The organism is Mesorhizobium sp. M1142 (assembly GCF_040318565.1).
Taxonomy (GTDB): Bacteria; Pseudomonadota; Alphaproteobacteria; order Rhizobiales; family Rhizobiaceae; genus Mesorhizobium.
Window position 1 is genome coordinate 1 of record NZ_JAMYMK010000039.1, and the last position, 21,612, is coordinate 21,612.

Annotated in this window: 17 protein-coding genes, 1 tRNA gene and 2 pseudogenes; 18 read left to right on the top strand and 2 right to left on the bottom strand. The window is 61.9% G+C overall.

Translation table 11 applies throughout. The features are described 5' to 3' along the window. The 14 genes and pseudogenes from NKH42_RS29930 to NKH42_RS29995 all read left to right on the top strand — a co-directional run. Nucleotides 1–84: EF-Tu C-terminal domain-related protein (locus NKH42_RS29930; protein WP_455749504.1), on the top strand; the 84-nt coding region annotated here is incomplete at its 5' end. A 159-nt stretch (nt 85–243) separates the two neighbouring features. Continuing rightward, complete coding sequence (locus NKH42_RS29935; RefSeq protein ID WP_352509925.1) at nt 244–1,929, top strand: COG3904 family protein; 1,686 nt, start codon at nt 244–246, stop codon at nt 1,927–1,929. Nucleotides 1,930–2,026: 97 nt separating this feature from the next. Further along, nucleotides 2,027–2,509: a group II truncated hemoglobin gene (locus tag NKH42_RS29940; protein ID WP_352509926.1), complete on the top strand. Its 483-nt coding sequence runs from the start codon at nt 2,027–2,029 to the stop codon at nt 2,507–2,509. Between the two features lie 48 nt (nt 2,510–2,557). Beyond that, the gene (locus NKH42_RS29945) at nt 2,558–3,154 is read left to right on the top strand and encodes a hypothetical protein (RefSeq protein ID WP_352509927.1); all 597 of its coding nucleotides are present in this window, start codon (nt 2,558–2,560) and stop codon (nt 3,152–3,154) included. Nucleotides 3,155–3,231: 77 nt separating this feature from the next. Next, nucleotides 3,232–3,307, top strand: a tRNA-Trp gene (locus NKH42_RS29950). A gap of 363 nt (nt 3,308–3,670) precedes the next feature. Beyond that, on the top strand, nt 3,671–3,874 hold the full coding sequence (secE, locus tag NKH42_RS29955) for a preprotein translocase subunit SecE (protein ID WP_023680439.1): 204 nt from the start codon (nt 3,671–3,673) through the stop codon (nt 3,872–3,874). A gap of 27 nt (nt 3,875–3,901) precedes the next feature. After that, nucleotides 3,902–4,429, top strand: a complete 528-nt coding sequence (nusG, locus tag NKH42_RS29960) for a transcription termination/antitermination protein NusG (protein WP_006333333.1) — start codon at nt 3,902–3,904, stop codon at nt 4,427–4,429. A gap of 160 nt (nt 4,430–4,589) precedes the next feature. After that, entirely contained in the window at nt 4,590–5,018 is a 429-nt protein-coding gene (rplK, locus tag NKH42_RS29965; protein WP_254817141.1) for a 50S ribosomal protein L11, read from the top strand. Nucleotides 5,019–5,022: 4 nt separating this feature from the next. Next, nucleotides 5,023–5,721, top strand: a complete 699-nt coding sequence (rplA, locus tag NKH42_RS29970; RefSeq protein WP_254817142.1) for a 50S ribosomal protein L1 — start codon at nt 5,023–5,025, stop codon at nt 5,719–5,721. 390 nt (nt 5,722–6,111) lie between these two features. Next, nucleotides 6,112–6,630, top strand: coding sequence for a 50S ribosomal protein L10 (gene rplJ, locus NKH42_RS29975; protein WP_008875657.1), 519 nt, complete (start codon nt 6,112–6,114; stop codon nt 6,628–6,630). A 54-nt stretch (nt 6,631–6,684) separates the two neighbouring features. After that, nucleotides 6,685–7,062 carry a 50S ribosomal protein L7/L12 gene (rplL, locus tag NKH42_RS29980; RefSeq protein WP_140752948.1) on the top strand — a complete coding sequence of 126 codons (378 nt, stop codon included), beginning with the start codon at nt 6,685–6,687 and terminating at the stop codon, nt 7,060–7,062. A gap of 282 nt (nt 7,063–7,344) precedes the next feature. After that, the gene (gene rpoB, locus NKH42_RS29985) at nt 7,345–11,481 is read left to right on the top strand and encodes a DNA-directed RNA polymerase subunit beta (protein ID WP_352509951.1); all 4,137 of its coding nucleotides are present in this window, start codon (nt 7,345–7,347) and stop codon (nt 11,479–11,481) included. A gap of 138 nt (nt 11,482–11,619) precedes the next feature. Beyond that, on the top strand, nt 11,620–15,816 hold the full coding sequence (gene rpoC / locus NKH42_RS29990; RefSeq protein WP_352824062.1) for a DNA-directed RNA polymerase subunit beta': 4,197 nt from the start codon (nt 11,620–11,622) through the stop codon (nt 15,814–15,816). A gap of 85 nt (nt 15,817–15,901) precedes the next feature. Beyond that, nucleotides 15,902–16,566 (top strand): annotated as a pseudogene (locus tag NKH42_RS29995) (O-methyltransferase). 48 nt (nt 16,567–16,614) lie between these two features. On the opposite strand, the gene NKH42_RS30000 reads toward NKH42_RS29995, so the two are convergent. Together NKH42_RS30000 and NKH42_RS30005 are read right to left on the bottom strand one after the other, a co-directional pair. Then, nucleotides 16,615–17,544 carry a Gfo/Idh/MocA family protein gene (locus NKH42_RS30000; protein WP_352509899.1) on the bottom strand — a complete coding sequence of 310 codons (930 nt, stop codon included), beginning with the start codon at nt 17,542–17,544 and terminating at the stop codon, nt 16,615–16,617. A 123-nt stretch (nt 17,545–17,667) separates the two neighbouring features. Next, on the bottom strand, nt 17,668–17,949 hold the full coding sequence (locus NKH42_RS30005) for a transcriptional regulator (protein ID WP_254817147.1): 282 nt from the start codon (nt 17,947–17,949) through the stop codon (nt 17,668–17,670). Nucleotides 17,950–18,411: 462 nt separating this feature from the next. On the opposite strand from NKH42_RS30005, the gene rpsL reads away from it, so the two are divergent. The 4 genes and pseudogenes from rpsL to NKH42_RS30025 form a co-directional block, all read left to right on the top strand. Continuing rightward, on the top strand, nt 18,412–18,783 hold the full coding sequence (rpsL, locus tag NKH42_RS30010) for a 30S ribosomal protein S12 (RefSeq protein ID WP_006333356.1): 372 nt from the start codon (nt 18,412–18,414) through the stop codon (nt 18,781–18,783). Between the two features lie 85 nt (nt 18,784–18,868). Next, on the top strand, nt 18,869–19,339 hold the full coding sequence (gene rpsG, locus NKH42_RS30015) for a 30S ribosomal protein S7 (protein ID WP_008875664.1): 471 nt from the start codon (nt 18,869–18,871) through the stop codon (nt 19,337–19,339). 30 nt (nt 19,340–19,369) lie between these two features. Then, nucleotides 19,370–21,460, top strand: coding sequence for an elongation factor G (gene fusA / locus NKH42_RS30020; RefSeq protein WP_254817148.1), 2,091 nt, complete (start codon nt 19,370–19,372; stop codon nt 21,458–21,460). Nucleotides 21,461–21,527: 67 nt separating this feature from the next. Beyond that, nucleotides 21,528–21,612 (top strand): annotated as a pseudogene (locus NKH42_RS30025) (GTP-binding protein); the annotation flags it as partial.

Consider the following 21,612-nt stretch of genomic DNA (forward strand, 5'->3'; position numbering starts at 1 on the left):
GCCATGGAAGAGAAGCTGCGCTTCGCCATCCGTGAAGGCGGCCGCACCGTCGGTGCCGGCATCGTCGTCACCATCAAAGAGTAATCGCCGGCGCTGCCGGTTGAGATCGGATGCAAAGGGGCGGTCTTCGGGCCGCCCTTTTGATTCTGATATTCTGGCAATGGATTAACCGCATTGCTTCAAATCCTGTTGCAAGCGCCTCTGCCATAACTAGTATAGGTTGCATCGAGGGGGGCTGCCCGAATGGTTCCATGGCGCCGTTTGCATAGTCAGGCATGGTGGTCGCTAGGGCTGATCTGCCTGGTGTCGTTGCTTGCCATGGGCCACGCTGCCTTCGCAGCGGATGCAAAGAAATCCACGCCGGAAAAATCCGCGCCGGATTTCGGCCCGACGATGCGGTTCGTCGTCGTCCGCAGCAGCGCGCCGGGCTGCGAGCCGACCTGTCCGGAATGGATATCGGCGGAAGGCTCGATAGAAGCCGGCACACCGGCCCTGTTCAAACGCGCGCTGAAAGCGCTTGGCGGCCGAAAGCTGCCGATCGTCGTCGATTCCCCCGGCGGCAATGTCGAAGCGGCGCTGACACTTGGTCGCCTGATCCGCAAGAACAAGCTCGATATCGCCGTTGGCAAAACCCGCTTCGTCGGCTGTCTGCCAGATGTGAAGAACTGCAAGGAAAACGACGGCAAGGGCGCCCGTTATTTTGGCAATGCTTATGCCGATGGCGCCATCTGCAATTCCGCCTGTCCGTTGATGTTTTCCGGTGGCATCCGGCGCGTGGTCGGGGAATGGGCCTTTCTCGGCGTCCATCAGATCACCACGACCTATATCCGGACGAAATTGCTGTACCGCACCACTTATCGCATGGTGAAAGGCAAGAAGAAGATACTCAGCACCAGGGTCGTCAGCCGGAAGAACGCCGGCAGCTACAAGACCTATGAGATGAACAAGCCGCTGGAGCGGAAGCTGGCGGCCTATCTGAAGGAGATGGGCGTCGGCCTGGGTGTGCTCGAGACCATGAAAAGCACACCGGCCAGCGGTATCCAGCAATTGGCTCCCTACGACATGCTGCAAATGAATCTCGTCACCAGCCGGGATGCCGTCGACCTGCTGACCGCGCCAACCCTATGCACGTCCGATCCGTTGCCGGCGAGTTGCAGGGAGGTGCCGGCGCCGGCGAATATCACGAAGCCGGCCGGCGAAGTGGTGGCGAAAGCCGAGCCTGCACCCGCAGGGCTCGAAACCCCGCGGCCGAAGGAGGTCGCAGACATGCGCTTCGTCCTGGTCCGCGGCAGCAACCCGCTTTGCAATCCAAACTGCCCGGAATGGATCTCGGCCGAAGGCGCGATTGCGCCTCAGACCCCGCAGAAGCTGCGCCAGTTGCTCGCCATGCTTGGCAACCGACGGCTGCCGGTGGTGGTCAGCTCACAAGGAGGCGACCTGTTCAGTGCTCTGGCGGTGGGGCGACTTATCCACGAAAAGAAGCTCGACATCGCCGTCGCCCGCACCGATTTTGTTGGCTGCGACCCGGGAGAGTGGAGTTGCTTGGCTAAAGAGGGCGCCTATGCCGGCCTGACCGTCGATTCGGGAGCGGTATGCGATTCGGCGTGCGCGCTCATGCTTGCCGGCGGCGTCAGACGGTTTGTCGGTCCGCAAGCGCGGCTCGGCATGTACCTGATGGGACAGCAGCAGATAATTAAGCCCTATCTCGAGGACATGGCGATTGGTCCCGGTCTATTCGCCGCGCTCGAGCAGCGCTCGGTCGAGCGCCAGCTCGAACCCGACCTAATGCTGAAGGTTGGACTGACGACGGGGCCGCAATCGGTGGACGCGCTGACGGGCGCCACCATCTGCAAGCCGTCGCCGAAGCCCGACAACTGCCGCGTTCTGCCGTCCGCCAGCGCCGAGGCAGAGACTCCGGCGAAGCTTTAGCGTAACCTTGCACTGCCCATCGAGGCAGGTTGAGCGGTCGCTCGGTGCTTCCGCTATCGTCCAGCGCGGTTGAAGACCAGCATGGGAGGGATCGCAAATGAGCCAGGATGCCCCGACATTGTTCGAATGGGCCGGTGGCACCGAAGCGCTGAACCGCCTGACCCAAACCTTCTACGACAACGTCTCTCGGGATCCCATCGTCGGGCCGGTGTTCAAGCACATGTCGCCGGACCATCCCGCTCACGTCGCGGCCTTCATCGGCGAAGTTTTCGGTGGACCGAAAACCTACAGCGAAAAGCATGGCGGCCATCGCGAGATGGTGATGCACCATCTCGGCAAGCATCTGACCGAGGAGCAGCGCCGGCGCTGGATCAATCTTCTCGCCGACGCCGCCGACGAGATCGGGCTGCCTGACGATCCCGAATTCCGCTCGGCTTTCATGGCCTATGTCGAATGGGGATCGCGGCTGGCCAGGATGAATTCCAACAAGGGCCCGACCTGCGATCCCGAGACGGAACCAATGCCGGCCTGGGGTTGGGGGGTGCCGGGCGGGCCTTACAAGCCGCCTTCGGGAACCTGACCGCGCGCGAATCGGTCGAAAGCCTGCCGGCCAGGAAAACGGGTGGCTATGGAGGTCTCGGTCCTCCAGGCTAACGGTTTAAAGTCGCCGTCGAATGGCGCGGCCACATTGAAAACCGGAGGCTTTGCGATGAGATCGGAAGGCAAGAAAAATTCAAACAGCGTCTTTGACAGCGACCGCGGAATCCGAAATCCGTTTGGCGTCATGGACGTCCCCACTCCCGACGACGAGGAGGTGTCGGCGTTCGCCGCCGGCGTGAAACTGGAGGGAACTCCAAGCGATGAAAATGCCGAGGCCTGGGGCACCGAAAGCGACCGCGACCGCAACGACACCATCGAAGGCAGCTGGTCCAGCCGTTGGAACGGCGGTGCCGATCCCACGATCCCGGGCGATACCGAGGATAAATGGAAGTCTGGCCGGGGCGAGGTGAAGACGGCGGGAGAGAGGGTTTACCTGCTGTTCGATTGGCATAATGGCGTGCGCAAGGGGCTCATCGATGCCCGGCGCCAGGGTGCGAAAGGGCTGGTGGGAAAATACATCAATCTGACCGACCCGAAAATCGTGCGTCCATGGGTCGGCTTGATCGTCAGCAATCAACGGATCGACGGGAAATGGCCGGGAGGACGCCTGGACTTTCGAAGATGAAGGCCGGGTAGCGCACGTCGCTCTTTACAGAGCGCGCGGAAGCTTTTAGGAAGCGCCTGCTGCGCCGACATGCGCATACGGGCATAGCTCAGTTGGTAGAGCGGCGGTCTCCAAAACCGCAGGTCGTAGGTTCGAGCCCTGCTGCCCGTGCCATTCTTCGAATGGATACCTAAAACGATTCTTTTGCAGTGCGGCCTTTGAAAACCGGCTTGTGACTTGCCATATAGCATAAGTTGCGGCATAAGGGCCGCATAGCCGGGACGGAACGACTGGATGGTTCCGAGGCGGCGTTTGGGCATAAAGCGGACACTTGCCACTTGCGTGGATCAAGAATCGGTTTTATGTAGACGAAACAGACACGCGACGCGTGGAGCTGGGAAGCCGGCTTTACGCGTCTGATTTGCATGGGCGAAATGATTGCGCTGATTCGGCGCGAACGCACGCTCAAGCGGCACGTCCCGGCCAGCGGGATCATCCAGGAGACCCGGCCAACGGGTCTTGCAGACAGAGCGGCATATGGCTTCGAAAACCACAAATCCTTTCACCTTTCTCCAGCAGGTTCGCGCGGAGACCGCCAAGGTCACTTGGCCGTCGCGGCGCGAAACGATGATCTCGACGGTGATGGTCCTTGTGTTCGCGGTCATCGCGATGATCTTTTTCTTTACCGCAGACGTGGCCATGGGCTTTGCGGTCGAAAAAATCCTCGGCCTCGGACAGTAAGTCCGGCGATTACGGAGAAGTCTTGAAATGACCGCGCGGTGGTACATCGTCCACGCCTACTCGAACTTTGAAAAGAAGGTCGCCGAGGACATCGAGAACAAGGCCAAGCAGAAGGGCCTGTCCGCCGACATCGAGCAGATCGTGGTGCCGACCGAGAAGGTCGTCGAGATCCGCCGCGGCCGCAAGGTCGATGCCGAGCGCAAGTTCTTTCCGGGCTATGTGCTGCTGAAAGCCAATCTGACCGATGCCGTGTTCTCGCTCGTCAAGAACACGCCGAAGGTCACCGGTTTCCTGGGCGACTCCAAGCCGGTGCCGATCACCGAAGCCGAAGCCCAGCGTATCCTGAACCAGGTTCAGGAAGGCGTCGAGCGGCCGAAGCCGTCGGTGACGTTCGAGATCGGCGAAGCGATCCGCGTTTCGGATGGACCATTCGCGTCGTTCAACGGTTTCGTCCAGGAAGTGGACGAAGAGCGGGCGCGGCTCAAGGTGGAAGTATCGATCTTCGGGCGCGCCGTGCCGGTCGATCTGGAATTCGGACAGGTCGAGAAGGGCTGATCCGAAATCCCTGCACCGGTTTCGGCGGCAGGGAAGGCGGCGCGGAGATCGCGCGGCCAAAAACGGGTGGGAGGCGAATGCGGCTTTAGCCGGCCGCGCGGACCGCACCACCAGACTGCAACCGCCGGCAAGACCGGCATGAGAAAAGGCAGGAAGAGAGATGGCTAAGAAGATTGCAGGCCAGCTCAAGCTCCAGGTTTCCGCGGGATCGGCCACGCCGTCGCCCCCGATCGGCCCGGCGCTTGGTCAGCGTGGCATCAACATCATGGAGTTCTGCAAGGCGTTCAACGCGCAGACCCAGGAAATGGAAAAGGGTTCGCCGGTTCCGGTCGTCATCACCTACTACCAGGACAAGTCGTTCACCTTTGTCATGAAGACGCCGCCGGTGAGCTATTTCCTGAAGAAGGCCGCCAACCTGAAGTCGGGTTCCAAGGAGCCGGGCAAGCTCAAGGCCGGTACGATCGGCCGCGACAAGGTGCGCGCCATCGCCGAGCAGAAGATGAAGGATCTGAACGCAAACGACGTCGAGGCGGCCATGCGCATGGTCGAGGGCTCCGCCCGCTCGATGGGTCTGGAAGTGGTGGGCTGAGATCATGGCAAAGATTGCAAAGCGTGTATCGAAGACCCGCGAAGGCATCGATCCCAACAAGGCTTACGCTTTGGGTGAGGCGCTGAAGCTGCTCAAGGATCGCTCCTCGGTGAAGTTTGATGAGACCGTCGAGGTCGCGATGAACCTCGGCGTCGATCCCCGCCATGCCGACCAGATGGTCCGCGGCGTGGTCAATCTGCCGAACGGCACCGGCCGCAGCGTTCGCGTCGCCGTGTTCGCGCGCGGCGACAAGGCCGAAGAGGCCAAGGCCGCCGGCGCCGACATCGTCGGAGCCGAGGACCTGGTCGACATCGTCCAGAAGGGCACGATCGACTTTGACCGTTGCATCGCCACGCCGGACATGATGCCGCTGGTCGGCCGTCTCGGCAAAGTGCTCGGTCCGCGCGGCATGATGCCGAACCCGAAGGTCGGCACCGTCACCACTGACGTTGCCGCCGCTGTCAAGGCATCGAAGGGCGGCGCCGTCGAGTTCCGCGTCGAGAAGGCCGGCATCGTTCATGCCGGCGTCGGCAAGGTGTCGTTCGACGTCAAGGCGCTGGAAGAAAACGTCCGCGCCTTCGCAGACGCGGTGACCAGGGCAAAGCCGGCTGGGGCCAAGGGCAACTACGTCAAGAAGGTGTCGGTCACCTCGACGATGGGCCCGGGCCTCAAGCTCGATGTCTCGACGCTCGCAGCGTCCTGATACGAACAATTGGATCGGCCGCTAAAACGCTGATCCGTGAAAGAATTCCGGGCCTCCGACCTGTCGGTGGCCCGGTACCGGAAGTCGAAAGGCTTCCGGACATCCTGTCCGAGATTGCAGGCGGCCCCAAGCCTTAGGTGATGTGGGCCTTAATTCATGTGGGCCTGCATGAGACGGGTGAAGACCGGACAAAGGGGCGAAAGCTCCAATGAAAGGTTCGAACCGTGTTTGCCTTTTGTCTGCGCACCGTCCGGCTAGCCGGCAGGTGTGGCGAAAGGGGGCAGGATCCTCGAGCGTCGTTCGGGAGATCCGTTACTGGATGGCCCGGCCGGCAAAAGGCAACCCGACGCCTGTCCTTCGTAGAGGGCAGGGGTCAACTGGAGATAGGCAGTGGACAGAGCGGAAAAACGCGAACTCGTCACGGGCCTGAATGATGCGTTTTCAAGCGCTGGTTCAGTCGTCGTGGCCCACTACGCCGGTATCACCGTCGCGCAAATGAACGACCTTCGGTCGAAAATGCGCGCCGCCGGTGGCACCGTCAAAGTCGCGAAGAACCGTCTCGCCAAAATCGCTCTTCAGGGCACGGACTCCGCATCGATCATCGAGCTGTTCAAGGGACAGACGCTGATCGCCTATTCGGAGGATCCGATTGCGGCGCCGAAGGTCGCGTCCGATTTCGCCAAGGGAAATGACAAGCTCGTCATTCTCGGTGGCGCAATGGGCACCACCTCGCTCAACGCCGACGGTGTGAAGGCACTCGCCACACTCCCGTCGCTCGATGAGCTGCGCGCCAGGCTGGTTGGCATGATCGCCACGCCGGCAACCCGGATCGCCCAGATCGTCAATGCGCCTGCGGCCTCGGTCGCGCGCGTCATCGGCGCTTACGCCCGGAAGGACGAGGCGGCATGAGGCCGTTCCTCGCTATCACAAACACACGTTCGAACCTTATGAAGGAACATTGCAATGGCTGATCTGGCAAAGATCGTAGACGACCTTTCGAAGCTGACCGTCCTCGAGGCGGCCGAGCTGTCGAAGCTTCTTGAAGAAAAGTGGGGCGTTTCCGCCGCTGCTCCGGTGGCGGTTGCCGCTGCCGGCGGCGCTGCGGCCGCTGCTGCTCCTGTCGAGGAAAAGACGGAATTCGACGTCGTCCTCACCGAGGCAGGCGCTCAGAAGATCAACGTCATCAAGGAAGTTCGCGCCATCACCGGTCTTGGCCTCAAGGAAGCCAAGGACCTGGTCGAGGCGGCTCCGAAGCCGGTCAAGGAAGGCGTTTCCAAGGCCGACGCGGACAAGTTCAAGGCCCAGCTGGAAGCAGCCGGCGCCAAGGTTGAACTGAAGTAAGCGTTGAGTACCGGCGGACGGCGTCGCGCCGCCCGCCACTCCCATCACGTCTAGGGGAGGCTCATAGCGCGAAGAGTGCGAAAACCTCTTTCCTGAGGGCCGCAAACCGGCCTTCAGGAAACGGGTTTTCTCCCGTTTCTGGCCCACCGCCAATTGGTGGTGGGTGAAAAGACAAGAAGCCGCCGACAGGCGGCGGGCAACAAGACAGGGCCGCCAAGGTGGCCCGAGATGCAAGGCGAGCCGCGGCGAGGCTCGTCCCGAGAATTGAGCTAAGGAGCGACGATGGCCCAGACCCAGACTTTCAATGGCCGCAGACGCGTACGCAAGTTTTTCGGAAAGATCCCGGAAGTTGCGGAGATGCCGAACCTGATCGAGGTTCAGAAGGCATCCTATGACCAGTTCCTGATGGTGGAGGAGCCCAAGGGCGGGCGTCCTGACGAGGGGCTGCAGGCAGTTTTCAAGTCGGTCTTCCCGATTTCCGATTTTTCCGGCTCCTCGATGCTGGAATTCGTGAAGTACGAGTTCGAGGGACCGAAATTCGACGTTGACGAATGCCGTCAGCGCGACCTGACCTACGCGGCGCCGCTCAAGGTGACGCTGCGCCTCATCGTGTTCGATATCGACGAGGATACCGGCGCGAAGTCGATCAAGGACATCAAGGAGCAGGACGTTTACATGGGCGACATGCCGCTCATGACCTTGAACGGCACCTTCATCGTCAACGGCACCGAGCGCGTCATCGTCTCGCAGATGCACCGTTCGCCGGGCGTCTTCTTCGACCATGACAAGGGCAAGTCGCACTCGTCCGGCAAGCTTCTGTTTGCCGCGCGCGTTATTCCCTATCGCGGCTCATGGCTCGACATCGAGTTCGATAGCAAGGACGTCGTGCACGCCCGTATCGACCGCCGCCGCAAGATTCCGGTCACGTCGCTGCTGATGGCGCTCGGCATGGACGGCGAAGAGATCCTGTCGACCTTCTACAACAAGATCACCTACAAGCGCGCCGGCGACCATTGGCGTATCCCGTTCAACGTCGAGCGTTTCCGCGGCCTCAAGGCCGTTGGTGACCTGGTTGACGCCGACACCGGCGAGGTCGTCGTCGAGGCCGGCAAGAAGATCACTGCCCGCCAGGCCAGGGCGCTTGGCGAAAAGGGTCTCAAGGCGATCAAGGCGACCGACGAGGATCTGCTCGGCAACTATCTCGCCGAGGATATCGTCAACTATGCGACCGGTGAGATATTCCTCGAAGCCGGCGACGAGATCGACGAAAAGACGCTGAAAGTGCTGCTCGGCACCGGCGAGGACGAGATCAAGGTTCTCGACATCGACCATGTCAACGTCGGCGCCTATATCCGCAACACGCTCAACGTCGACAAGAACGAGAGCCGCCAGGACGCACTGTTCGACATCTATCGTGTCATGCGCCCGGGCGAGCCGCCGACGCTCGAGACCGCCGAAGCCATGTTCAACTCGCTGTTCTTCGACAGCGAGCGCTACGACTTGTCGGCCGTCGGCCGCGTCAAGATGAACATGCGCCTCGAGCTCAAGGCCGAGGACACCGTGCGCGTGCTGCGCAAAGAGGACATCCTGGCCGTGGTCAAGACGCTGGTCGAACTGCGCGACGGCAAGGGCGAGATCGACGACATCGACAATCTCGGCAATCGCCGCGTGCGCTCGGTCGGCGAGCTGATGGAGAACCAGTACCGCGTCGGGCTGCTGCGCATGGAGCGCGCGATCAAGGAACGCATGTCCTCGATCGAGATCGACACGGTGATGCCGCAGGACCTGATCAACGCCAAGCCGGCGGCTGCCGCCGTGCGCGAGTTCTTCGGTTCCTCGCAGCTGTCGCAGTTCATGGATCAGACCAACCCGCTGTCGGAGATCACCCACAAGCGCCGTCTTTCGGCGCTTGGACCGGGCGGTCTGACCCGCGAGCGTGCCGGTTTCGAAGTGCGCGACGTGCATCCGACGCATTACGGTCGCATCTGCCCGATCGAGACGCCGGAAGGCCCGAATATCGGCCTGATCAACTCGCTGGCGACCTTCGCGCGGGTCAACAAATACGGCTTCATCGAGAGCCCGTACCGCAAGATCGTCAATGGCAAGCTGACCAATGAGGTCGTTTACCTGTCGGCTATGGAAGAGGCCAAGCACCACGTCGCGCAGGCCAATGCCGAGCTCGACAAGAATGGTCATTTCGTCGACGAATTCGTCATTTGCCGCAACGCCGGCGAAGTGATGATGGCGCCGCGCGAAAACGTCGATCTGATGGACGTATCGCCGAAGCAGATGGTGTCGGTGGCCGCGGCCCTGATCCCGTTCCTCGAGAACGACGACGCCAACCGTGCGCTGATGGGCTCGAATATGCAGCGTCAGGCCGTGCCGCTGGTGCGCGCCGAAGCGCCGTTCGTCGGCACTGGCATGGAGCCGATCGTCGCCCGTGACTCGGGCGCCGCCATCGGCGCCCGCCGCGGCGGCATCGTCGACCAGGTGGACGCGACGCGTATCGTCATCCGCGCCACGGAAGATCTCGATCCCGGCAAGTCCGGCGTCGATATCTACCGGCTGATGAAGTTCCAGCGTTCGAACCAGAACACCTGCATCAACCAGCGTCCGCTGGTGCGCATGGGCGACCGGGTCAACAAGGGCGACATCATTGCCGACGGCCCGTCGACCGAGCTCGGCGATCTGGCCCTCGGCCGGAACGTGCTGGTCGCGTTCATGCCGTGGAACGGCTACAACTACGAGGATTCCATCCTTCTGTCCGAGCGCATCGTCGCCGACGACGTCTTCACCTCGATCCACATCGAGGAGTTCGAAGTCATGGCCCGCGACACCAAGCTCGGGCCGGAGGAGATCACGCGCGATATCCCGAACGTCTCGGAAGAAGCGCTGAAGAACCTCGATGAGGCCGGCATCGTCTACATCGGTGCGGAAGTGCAGCCGGGCGACATCCTGGTCGGCAAGATCACGCCGAAGGGCGAAAGCCCGATGACGCCGGAAGAAAAGCTGCTGCGCGCCATCTTCGGTGAAAAGGCCTCGGACGTGCGCGACACCTCGATGCGCATGCCTCCGGGAACCTTCGGGACCGTCGTCGAAGTGCGTGTCTTCAACCGCCACGGCGTCGAGAAGGACGAGCGCGCCATGGCGATCGAGCGCGAGGAGATCGAACGCCTCGCCAAGGACCGCGACGACGAGCAGGCGATCCTCGACCGCAACGTCTATTCGCGCCTTTCCGACGTTCTTGTCGGCAAGGAAGCGATTGCCGGGCCGAAGGGCTTCAAGAAGGGCTCGAAGCTGTCGAAGGACACGCTGGACGAGTATCCGCGTTCGCAGTGGTGGCAGTTTGCCGTGGAGAACGAAAAGCTCCAGAGCGAGCTGGAAGCCCTGCGTGGCCAGTACGACGATTCCAAGAAGGCGCTCGAGCAGCGCTTCATGGACAAGGTCGAGAAGGTGCAGCGCGGCGACGAAATGCCTCCGGGCGTCATGAAGATGGTCAAGGTCTTCGTGGCCGTGAAGCGCAAGATGCAGCCCGGCGACAAGATGGCCGGCCGGCACGGCAACAAGGGTGTCGTGTCGCGGATCGTTCCGGTCGAGGACATGCCTTTCCTCGAGGACGGCACGCATGCCGATATCGTGCTCAACCCGCTGGGTGTGCCGTCGCGCATGAATGTCGGCCAGATCCTGGAAACGCATCTGGGCTGGGCTTGCGCCGGAATGGGCAAGAAGATTGGCGATCTGATCGACGCGTACAAGACTGCGGGCGACATCAAGCCGCTGCGCAAGACGCTCGAGAGCTTCATGCCGGCCAACGACCGCAACGAGCCGATCCGCGAATATGACGACGAGAGCATCATTCGCCTCAGCGAGCAGATGCGCCGCGGCGTCTCCATCGCGACACCGGTGTTCGACGGCGCGCACGAGGCCGACATTAACATCATGCTGGAGCAGGCGGGCCTGCACACCAGCGGTCAGTCGCAGCTCTATGACGGACGCACCGGCGAGCCGTTCGATCGCAAAGTGACGATGGGCTATATATATATGCTCAAGCTTCACCACCTTGTGGACGACAAGATCCACGCGCGTTCGATCGGGCCGTACTCGCTCGTTACCCAGCAGCCGCTGGGCGGCAAGGCGCAGTTCGGTGGCCAGCGCTTCGGCGAGATGGAGGTCTGGGCGCTCGAAGCATACGGCGCCGCCTACACGCTGCAGGAGATGCTGACGGTGAAGTCGGACGACGTCGCCGGCCGCACCAAGGTCTACGAGGCGATCGTCAGAGGCGACGACACCTTCGAAGCCGGCATCCCCGAGAGCTTCAACGTTCTCGTCAAGGAAATGCGGTCTCTCGGCCTCAATGTCGAGCTGGAGAACACCAAACTCGACGACAACCCGATCCGGCTGCCCGACGCGGCCGAATAAGCAAGACGCTCGGTCGCGGGAGAGGGCTCTCGCGACCGGGGCGCACCCAAATTCTTCGGCCGATGGCCGATCAAGTCGGCGGGCGTTTGGCCCGCGCTAGATGCAAGGGGTTTCGAGGACCCCGAAAAGGAGAACGGCATGAACCAAGAGGTCATGAATCTCTTCAATCCCCAGGCGCCCGCGCAGGTGTTCGATTCCATCAGGATCTCGCTTGCCAGCCCTGAGAAGATTCTGTCCTGGTCGTTCGGCGAGATCAAGAAGCCGGAGACCATCAACTACCGCACCTTCAAGCCGGAGCGTGACGGTCTGTTCTGCGCGCGCATTTTTGGTCCGATCAAGGACTATGAGTGCCTGTGCGGCAAGTACAAGCGCATGAAGTACAAGGGCGTCATCTGCGAGAAGTGCGGCGTCGAAGTCACGCTGTCGCGCGTCCGCCGCGAGCGCATGGGCCATATCGAACTGGCGGCACCGGTCGCCCATATCTGGTTCCTGAAGTCGCTGCCGTCGCGCATCGGCACGCTGCTCGACATGACGCTGAAGGACATTGAGCGGGTCCTCTACTTCGAGAACTACATCGTCACCGAACCCGGCCTCACCGCGCTGAAGGAGCACCAGCTGCTCAGCGAGGAAGAGTACATGATGGCCGTCGACGAGTATGGCGAGGACTCGTTCACCGCCATGATCGGCGCCGAGGCGATCCACGACCTTCTGGCCGGCATGGACCTCGAGAAGATCGCCGGCGATCTGCGTTCGGAACTGGCTTCGACCACCTCCGAGCTCAAGCAGAAGAAGTACCTGAAGCGGCTCAAGGTCGTCGAGAACTTCATGGAATCCGGCAACCGTCCGGAATGGATGATCATGAAGGTGGTTCCGGTGATTCCGCCGGACCTGCGTCCGCTTGTCCCGCTGGACGGCGGCCGTTTCGCCACCTCCGACCTGAACGACCTTTATCGCCGCGTCATCAACCGCAACAACCGCTTGAAGCGGCTGATCGAGCTGCGCGCGCCCGGCATCATCGTGCGCAATGAAAAGCGCATGCTGCAGGAAGCCGTCGATGCACTGTTCGACAACGGCCGTCGCGGCCGCGTCATCACCGGCGCCAACAAGCGTCCGCTGAAGTCGCTGTCCGACATGCTGAAGGGCAAGCAGGGCCGGTTCCGCCAGAACCTGCTCGGCAAGCGCGTCGACTATTCCGGCCGCTCGGTCATCGTCACCGGTCCGGAGCTCAAGCTGCACCAGTGCGGCCTGCCGAAGAAGATGGCGCTCGAACTTTTCAAGCCCTTCATCTACGCCCGTCTCGACGCCAAGGGTTACTCCTCGACCGTCAAGCAAGCGAAGAAGTTGGTCGAGAAGGAGCGTCCGGAGGTCTGGGATATCCTCGACGAGGTCATCCGCGAGCATCCGGTGCTGTTGAACCGCGCGCCGACGCTGCACCGCCTCGGCATCCAGGCGTTCGAGCCGATCCTGATCGAAGGCAAGGCGATCCAGCTTCACCCGCTGGTCTGCACGGCCTTCAATGCCGACTTCGACGGCGACCAGATGGCGGTCCACGTGCCGCTGTCGCTGGAAGCGCAGCTCGAAGCCCGCGTGCTGATGATGTCGACCAACAACATCCTGCACCCGGCTTCCGGTGCGCCGATCATCGTGCCGTCGCAGGACATGGTTCTCGGTCTCTACTATCTCTCGATCGTCAACCAGAACGAGCCGGGCGAGGGCATGGTGTTTGCCGACATGGGCGAGCTCCAGCACGCGCTCGAGACCAAGGCGGTGACGCTGCATGCCAAGATCAAGGGGCGCTTCCGTACGGTCGACGCCGACGGCAAGGTCGTGTCGAAGATCTACGACACTACGCCTGGCCGCATGATCATCGGCGAACTTCTGCCGAAGAACCACAATGTGCCGTACGAGACCGCCAACCAGGAGATGACCAAGAAGAACATCTCCAAGATGATCGACACCGTCTACCGCCATTGCGGTCAGAAGGAGACGGTCATTTTCTGCGATCGCATCATGGCTCTCGGCTTCAGCCACGCCTGCCGTGCCGGCATTTCGTTCGGCAAGGACGACATGCTGATTCCGGACGCCAAGATCAAGCTGGTGTCCGACACCGAGGCTTTGGCCAAGGAGTACGAGCAGCAGTACAATGACGGCCTGATCACCCAGGGCGAGAAGTACAACAAGGTCGTCGACGCCTGGGCCAAGTGCTCGGAAAAGGTCGCCGACGAAATGATGGCCCGCATCAAGGCTGTCGAGTTCGAGGACAACGGCCGTCAGAAGCCGATGAACTCGATCTACATGATGTCGCACTCCGGTGCGCGCGGTTCGCCCACCCAGATGCGCCAGCTCGCCGGCATGCGCGGTCTGATGGCCAAGCCTAGCGGTGAAATCATCGAGACGCCGATCATCTCGAACTTCAAGGAAGGCCTCACCGTGCTCGAGTACTTCAACTCGACCCACGGCGCCCGCAAGGGTCTGGCCGACACCGCCTTGAAGACGGCGAACTCGGGTTATCTGACGCGTCGTCTCGTCGACGTGGCACAGGACTGCATCGTCAACTCGCTCGACTGCGGCACCGACAAGGGCCTCACCATGCAGCCGATCGTCGATGCCGGTCAGGTCGTCGCCTCGGTTGGCCAGCGCGTTCTCGGCCGCACCTCGCTCGACGACATCACCCACCCGGTCACCGGCGAGGTTCTGGTCAAGGCCGGAACGCTGATGGACGAGCGTGACGTGGAACTGATCGAAAAGGCCGGCGTGCAATCGGTCCGCATCCGTTCGGCGCTGACCTGCGAGGTCAGGGTCGGCGTCTGCGCGGTCTGCTACGGACGCGATCTGGCCCGCGGCACGCCCGTCAACCAGGGCGAGGCTGTCGGCGTCATCGCGGCGCAGTCGATCGGCGAGCCGGGCACCCAGCTCACCATGCGCACCTTCCACATGGGCGGCACGGCGCAGGTGGTGGATTCCTCGTTCCTTGAAGCCTCGTACGAGGGCAAGGTCGAGATCCGCAACCGCAACGTGGTGCGCAACTCCGACGGCCAGCTGATGGTCATGGGCCGCAATATGGCGGTGCTGATCCTCGACGAGGCCGGCAAGGAACGCGCCACGCACCGCGTCACCTACGGTTCGCGCATCTTCGTCGACGATGGCGACAAGGTGAAGCGCGGCCAGCGTATCGCCGAGTGGGATCCTTATACCCGCCCGGTCCTCACCGAAATCGAGGGCAAGGTCGCGTTCGAGGATCTGGTCGACGGCATTTCCGTTCAGGAAACCGCCGACGAATCGACCGGCATCACCAAGCGCGAGGTCATCGACTGGCGTTCGACGCCACGCGGCAACGACCTCAAGCCGGCGATCGCCGTCCTGGATGCCAAGGGTAAGGTCGGCAAGCTGTCGAAGGGTGGCGACGCCCGCTTCCTGCTCTCGGTCGAGGCCATTCTTTCGGTCGAGCCGGGCGCACAGGTTCGCCCCGGCGACGTGCTGGCGCGTATTCCGATGGAAAGCGCCAAGACCAAGGACATCACCGGCGGTCTGCCGCGTGTTGCCGAGCTGTTCGAGGCACGCCGTCCGAAGGATCACGCCATCATCGCCGAGATCGATGGCACGATCCGCTTCGGCCGCGACTACAAGAACAAGCGCCGTATCATCATCGAACCGCATGACTCGACGCTTGAGCCGGTCGAATACCTGATCCCGAAGGGCAAGCCGTTCCATCTCCAGGACGGCGACGTCATCGAGAAGGGCGACTACATCCTCGACGGCAATCCGGCGCCGCACGACATCCTGGCGATCAAGGGCGTGGAGGCGCTTGCCTCCTACCTCGTCAACGAAATCCAGGAGGTCTACCGACTGCAGGGCGTGTCGATCAACGACAAGCACATCGAGGTGATCGTTCGCCAGATGCTGCAGAAGGTCGAGATCACCACGCAGGGCGATTCGACCTACATTCCGGGCGACCACGTCGACGTGATCGAACTGGAAGAGGTCAACGAGCGCCTGGTCGAGGAAGGCAAGAAGCCGGCAGAAGGCCAGCCGGTGTTGCTCGGCATCACCAAGGCCTCGCTGCAGACGCCGTCCTTCATCTCGGCCGCCTCCTTCCAGGAGACGACGAGGGTGCTGACCGAAGCTGCGGTTGCCGGCAAGACCGACATGCTGCAGGGGCTGAAGGAAAACGTCATCGTCGGCCGGCTGATCCCGGCCGGCACCGGCGGCACGATGAGCCAGATCCGGCGCATCGCCACCTCGCGCGACGAACTGATCATCGACGAGCGCCGCAAGGCGTCCGGCGTCGAGGTCGCCGAGCCGATGCTGACCGACATGGCTTCCGCCGCGCAGTAAGCGCACAAGAAAGAGAAGATAGAAAAGGGGCCCAAGTGGCCCCTTTTCGCATTTTGGTTCTCTAATCGGATCGGAGAAGAAAACGATGAGCATGAAGACCTGGGCTTCTGTCGACGACTACATTGTCGAGGCTTTTTTCGATGCGGATCCCGCCCTCGATGCCGTTCTGGCGGCCAACCATGACCACGGCCTGCCGGCGATCGATGTTTCGCCGGCACAAGGCAAGCTGCTGTCACTTCTTGCGGGAATGCAGGGAGCCAAGAAGGTACTCGAAATCGGCACGTTGGGCGGCTACTCGACAATCTGGATGGCGCGAGCGTTGCCCGTGGACGGCAAGGTCGTGACACTCGAGCTTGACCCGCACCACGCCAGTGTCGCGCGGTCGAACTTTGAACGCGCAGGGGTGTCGGACCGGTAGAACTGCGGGTCGGACCGGCGCTTCAATCGCTTGCGGCGTTAGGCGCCGAGAATGCCGGGTCGTTCGACTTCATCTTCATCGACGCCGACAAGCCGAACAACCCGCACTATCTGTCGTGGGCCATGCGTCTTTCGAGGCCGGGGACCGTCATCGTCTGCGACAATGTCATCCGTGACGGCGCGGTGGTGAATGAAGATGGTCGTGACGCCAATGTCGAAGGGGCACGCGCGGCGTTCTCGTTCATCGGCAGCCACAAGCGTCTGGAAGGCACCGCGATCCAGATTGTTGGCGCCAAAGGCTATGACGGCTTTGCTATAGCGATCGTCAATTGAACTTGCGCGGTGAGTGGCCGGACATGCGATCCGGCCGACGCCCGCTGATCAATCGAAAAAAGCTTGCACCACATTGCGCTTGCCCAGCATGAAGGCGTCGGCGACGTGCTGAAGGGGCGCGAGATCGACGTCGGAGGTACCCGCGCGCACGATCTCGGCAAAGCGCCTGTAAAGCATCGGGTATTCCGCTTCCGGCTCCTCGTGAACGACGCGGCCGTCGACGGCGAGCTTCGAGCCGCCGCCGGAAAGCACCATTTTACCCCGGTCCGTCTCGGCCAGGATGTCCCAGCTCTGCGGGCCGGTCTGAAGCCAATCGAGTTCCATCGTCACTGGCAATCCGTCCGAGGTGCGGAAGGTGACATGGGCCGCGACCGGGGATGCACGGTTCTCCGGAAAATCGAGCTCTGCCGAACTGATGAACATTGGCGGCAGGATGTGGGTGGCGATCGACAGTGCGTTAATGCCCGGATCGAAGACGCCGAAGCCGCCCGGTGCCCAGATCCATTCCTGATTCGGATGCCAGCGGCGGACATCTTCCTTCCAGATGATAGCGGCCGATCTGATTTTGGTTGAACCGAGGAAAGCGCGAGCGGCCTCGACAGCCGGCGCATAGCGTGAATGCCAACTGGCGAACAGGCAGACGCCGTTCGCTGCCGCCAGCGCTTTCAGGTCCTCGACCTCGCTGACGGTCGCGCCCGGCGGCTTTTCCAGGAAGACATGCTTTTTCGCCACCAGCGCCGTGCGTGCGGCGTCATAACGGAACTGCGGCGGCATGCAAAGCGACACCGCCTCGAGCTCCGGCACCGAGTCGAGCATCGCCTCAATCGTCGGGAAATTCGGGATGTCTTCGACTTTGCCGTGGCGGCTCGCTGCGGCGACCAGGCGATAATCCTGGTCCTTCGCCAAGGCCGGCAGGTGCTGGTCGCGGACGATCTTTCCCACGCCCACGATGCCGAGCTTGATGGGATTAGAGGACATGGGAGCTCCGCAGGTTGAGTGTGCTTGGTTTTACCAGAGGTCGCTTCTTAGCAGAGAACTTGTGTCGGGCAAGTCGCCGGGCTTTTGTCGCCGGCCGTGAGATCGACCGCGATTCAGATCTCTTCAGATCGGCACATCGAAGGTCACGATTGACACTTCGCCTTCGAGCGCGCCCTGATAGGCGGACAGATGCGGCTCCTCGTCGGGCACGCCGTCCAGGTCGCCGATCTGGTCGAGCTCGGCCTCGGCGTAACCTTCCGCGGCAAGTGATTCGAGAGCGCGGCGCACCGCCGAATCGTCGTCCGGGGCGACCAGCATCACATGCACGCCTTCCGGCTTGCCGCCTTTGCGCTTCCACACCCGGCCGGTAATAATGGTGACCGGGCGCTCCTCATTGTCATTCACGGGTTCGTACCTCCGGGCGAGGGGTTTTGGGCTGTTCATGCCGCCTTTTCGCACGAAGCACGGCGTGGAAACAGCCGCAAGCCGGTCACTTTCTGCCTTCCTCTTGAAAAACGGCGCAAGAAAATTACATGCGTTTTTCGCATGGCTGCCAAACCTCGGGTTCAGCGCAATATTTGCCGCTCCGGGGTTGACGGACAGTGGCCACACGAGTAGAAGCCGCCCAGTCAGAACCGATGTGAGGCTCTCGCTTCCGAAGCGACACGCTTTGGAGTTTGCCTCAAACAGGGTTCGTTTTACGAGCGAAAAGACATTTCCGGCGTGCATGAAGCGGCTTCCGCTTCCTCTGCCATTTGTTCGGGCAAGACCGCGAGGCGCGGTTTGTGGCCCGAATTTGCGTATGGAAATGACGCTTTGAGCGGCCCTGACCGGGCAAGACACGGAATTGAGAGACAAGAGGGTTTAATGCCTACCGTCAACCAGCTGATCCGCAAGCCGCGCATTGCGCCGGTGAAGCGCAACAAGGTCCCGGCCATGCAGCAGAACCCGCAGAAGCGGGGCGTCTGCACGCGCGTCTACACCACGACGCCGAAGAAGCCGAACTCGGCGCTGCGCAAGGTGGCCAAGATCCGCCTGACCAATGGTTTTGAAGTGATCGGTTACATCCCCGGCGAAGGCCACAACCTTCAGGAGCACTCGGTGGTGATGATCCGTGGCGGCCGCGTCAAGGATCTTCCGGGCGTCCGTTACCACATCATCCGCGGCGTGCTCGACACGCAAGGCGTGAAGAACCGCAAGCAGCGCCGTTCGAAATACGGCGCCAAGCGTCCGAAGTGACCGAAGCGTAGCCAAGGTCGTTCCGGACGGCGTCAAGCGACGATCCGGGATCCAGGCCACCGCGTAGAATTGAGGCAGAGAAAAAATGTCCCGTCGTCACAGTGCAGAAAAGCGTGAGATCAATCCGGACCCGAAGTTCGGCGATCTGATCGTCACCAAGTTCATGAATGCCGTCATGTATGATGGCAAGAAGTCGGTTGCCGAGACCATCGTCTACGGCGCGCTCGACCAGGTCCAGTCCAAGACCAAGCAGGAGCCGGTCACCGTCTTCCATCAGGCGCTCGACAATGTCGCGCCGCATGTGGAAGTGCGTTCCCGCCGCGTCGGCGGCGCCACATACCAGGTTCCGGTCGACGTGCGACCCGAGCGCCGGCAGGCATTGGCCATCCGCTGGCTGATCGCTGCCGCCCGCAACCGCAACGAGACCACCATGGTCGACCGCCTCTCCGGCGAGCTGATGGATGCGGCCAACAACCGCGGCACCGCCGTCAAGAAGCGTGAAGACACCCACAAGATGGCAGAAGCCAACCGCGCTTTCGCGCACTACCGCTGGTAAAGCGCGAACGAGACTGAAGAGGCACCTCCCATGGCCCGCGAATATAAAATCGAAGACTACCGCAATTTCGGTATCATGGCGCATATCGACGCCGGCAAGACGACGACCACCGAGCGCGTCCTCTATTACACGGGCAAGTCGCACAAGATCGGCGAAGTCCACGACGGCGCTGCCACCATGGACTGGATGGAGCAGGAGCAGGAGCGCGGCATCACCATCACGTCGGCCGCCACCACGACCTTCTGGAAGGGTCGCGACGGCAAGATGTATCGCTTCAACATCATCGACACCCCCGGCCACGTCGACTTCACCATCGAGGTCGAGCGTTCGCTGCGCGTGCTCGACGGCGCCATCGCGCTGCTCGATGCCAATGCCGGTGTCGAGCCGCAGACGGAGACTGTCTGGCGCCAGGCCGACAAGTATCGCGTGCCGCGCATGATCTTCTGCAACAAGATGGACAAGATCGGCGCCGACTTTTACCGCTCGGTCGAGATGATCGGTTCGCGCCTCGGTGCGCATGCCGTCGTCATGCAGTTGCCGATCGGCGCCGAGACCGAGTTCAAGGGTGTCGTCGATCTCGTCGAGATGAACGCGCTGGTCTGGCGCGACGAGACGCTGGGCGCTGCCTGGGACATCGTCGAGATCCCTGCCGACCTCAAGGCTCGTGCCGAAGAATACCGCGAGAAGATGATTGAGGCCGCCGTCGAAATGGACGAAACGGCGCTCGAGAATTACCTCGAAGGCAAGATGCCGAGCAACGACGAGATCCGTGCGCTCATCCGCAAGGGCACGATCGCGGTGAAGTTCTATCCAATGTTCTGCGGCTCGGCCTTCAAGAACAAGGGCGTGCAGCCGCTGCTCGACGCCGTCGTCGAATATCTGCCGTCGCCGGCCGATGTGCCTGCCATCAAGGGCGTCGACGCCAAGACCGACGCCGAGATCGAGCGTCATGCCGACGACAACGAGCCGCTGTCGATGCTCGCCTTCAAGATCATGAACGACCCGTTCGTCGGTTCGCTCACCTTTGCCCGCATCTATTCGGGCAAGCTCACCAAGGGCATCTCAGTCGACAACACCGTGAAGGGCAAGAAAGAACGGATCGGCCGCATGTTGCAGATGCATGCGAATTCGCGCGCCGACGTCGAAGAGGCGTTTGCCGGCGACATCGTCGCCCTCGCTGGTCTCAAGGACACCACCACCGGCGATACGCTCAGTGATCCGCTGCATCCGGTCATCCTCGAGCGCATGGAATTCCCCGATCCGGTCATCCAGATCGCCATCGAGCCGAAGACCAAGAACGACCAGGAAAAGATGGGTCTCGCCCTTCACCGCCTGGCCGCCGAGGATCCGTCCTTCCGCGTCAAGACCGACGAGGAAAGCGGCCAGACGATCATCTCCGGCATGGGCGAACTTCACCTCGACATCATCGTCGACCGCATGCGTCGCGAGTTCAAGGTCGAGGCCAATGTCGGCGCGCCGCAGGTGGCCTACCGCGAGACGATCACCCGCAAGCACGAGCAGGACTACACGCACAAGAAGCAGACCGGCGGTACCGGCCAGTTCGCCCGCGTCAAGATCCTGTTCGAGCCGAATCCGGAAAGCAGCGAATTCGAGTTCGAAACCAAGATTGTCGGCGGCGCTGTGCCGAAGGAATACATCCCCGGTGTCGAAAAGGGCATCAACAGCGTCATGACCTCGGGCCCGTTCGCCGGCTTCCCGATGATCGGCGTCAAGGCGACGCTGATCGATGGCGCCTACCACGACGTGGACTCGTCGGTTCTGGCCTTCGAAATCGCCGGCCGCGCCTGCTTCCGTGAAGCAGCGCCCAAGCTTGGCGTGCAGTTGCTCGAGCCGATCATGAAGGTCGAGGTGGTGACGCCGGAAGATTACGTCGGCAGCGTTATCGGCGACCTGAACGGCCGTCGTGGCCAGATCCAGGGCCAGGAAGCCCGCGGCGTCGCGGTGGTCATCAACGCGATGGTGCCGCTCGCCAACATGTTCAAATACGTGGACAACCTTCGCTCGATGAGCCAGGGCCGCGCGGCCTACACGATGCAGTTCGACCATTACGAGCCGGTCCCGACCGCGGTCGCCCAGGAAGTCCAGAAGAAATACGCGTAACTCGAAACGAGTTGCACCAGTAACTTAATTCAAGGCCCGCACGGGCTGGCAGGAATGGAGAGATCACATGGCAAAAGGTAAATTCGAGCGCACTAAGCCTCATGTGAACATTGGCACGATTGGTCACGTCGACCATGGCAAGACGTCGCTGA

Coding starts and splice junctions, on each gene's coding strand:
- rplK (WP_254817141.1), top strand. CDS start 4,590: ATGGCTAAGAAGATTGCAGGCCAGCTCAAGCTCCAGGTTTCCGCGGGA.
- NKH42_RS29940 (WP_352509926.1), top strand. CDS start 2,027: ATGAGCCAGGATGCCCCGACATTGTTCGAATGGGCCGGTGGCACCGAA.
- NKH42_RS29935 (WP_352509925.1), top strand. CDS start 244: ATGGTTCCATGGCGCCGTTTGCATAGTCAGGCATGGTGGTCGCTAGGG.
- rplL (WP_140752948.1), top strand. CDS start 6,685: ATGGCTGATCTGGCAAAGATCGTAGACGACCTTTCGAAGCTGACCGTC.
- rpsL (WP_006333356.1), top strand. CDS start 18,412: ATGCCTACCGTCAACCAGCTGATCCGCAAGCCGCGCATTGCGCCGGTG.
- rpoC (WP_352824062.1), top strand. CDS start 11,620: ATGAACCAAGAGGTCATGAATCTCTTCAATCCCCAGGCGCCCGCGCAG.
- NKH42_RS30000 (WP_352509899.1), bottom strand. CDS start 17,544: ATGTCCTCTAATCCCATCAAGCTCGGCATCGTGGGCGTGGGAAAGATC.
- rplA (WP_254817142.1), top strand. CDS start 5,023: ATGGCAAAGATTGCAAAGCGTGTATCGAAGACCCGCGAAGGCATCGAT.
- fusA (WP_254817148.1), top strand. CDS start 19,370: ATGGCCCGCGAATATAAAATCGAAGACTACCGCAATTTCGGTATCATG.
- rpoB (WP_352509951.1), top strand. CDS start 7,345: ATGGCCCAGACCCAGACTTTCAATGGCCGCAGACGCGTACGCAAGTTT.
- nusG (WP_006333333.1), top strand. CDS start 3,902: ATGACCGCGCGGTGGTACATCGTCCACGCCTACTCGAACTTTGAAAAG.
- NKH42_RS29945 (WP_352509927.1), top strand. CDS start 2,558: ATGGAGGTCTCGGTCCTCCAGGCTAACGGTTTAAAGTCGCCGTCGAAT.
- rpsG (WP_008875664.1), top strand. CDS start 18,869: ATGTCCCGTCGTCACAGTGCAGAAAAGCGTGAGATCAATCCGGACCCG.
- secE (WP_023680439.1), top strand. CDS start 3,671: ATGGCTTCGAAAACCACAAATCCTTTCACCTTTCTCCAGCAGGTTCGC.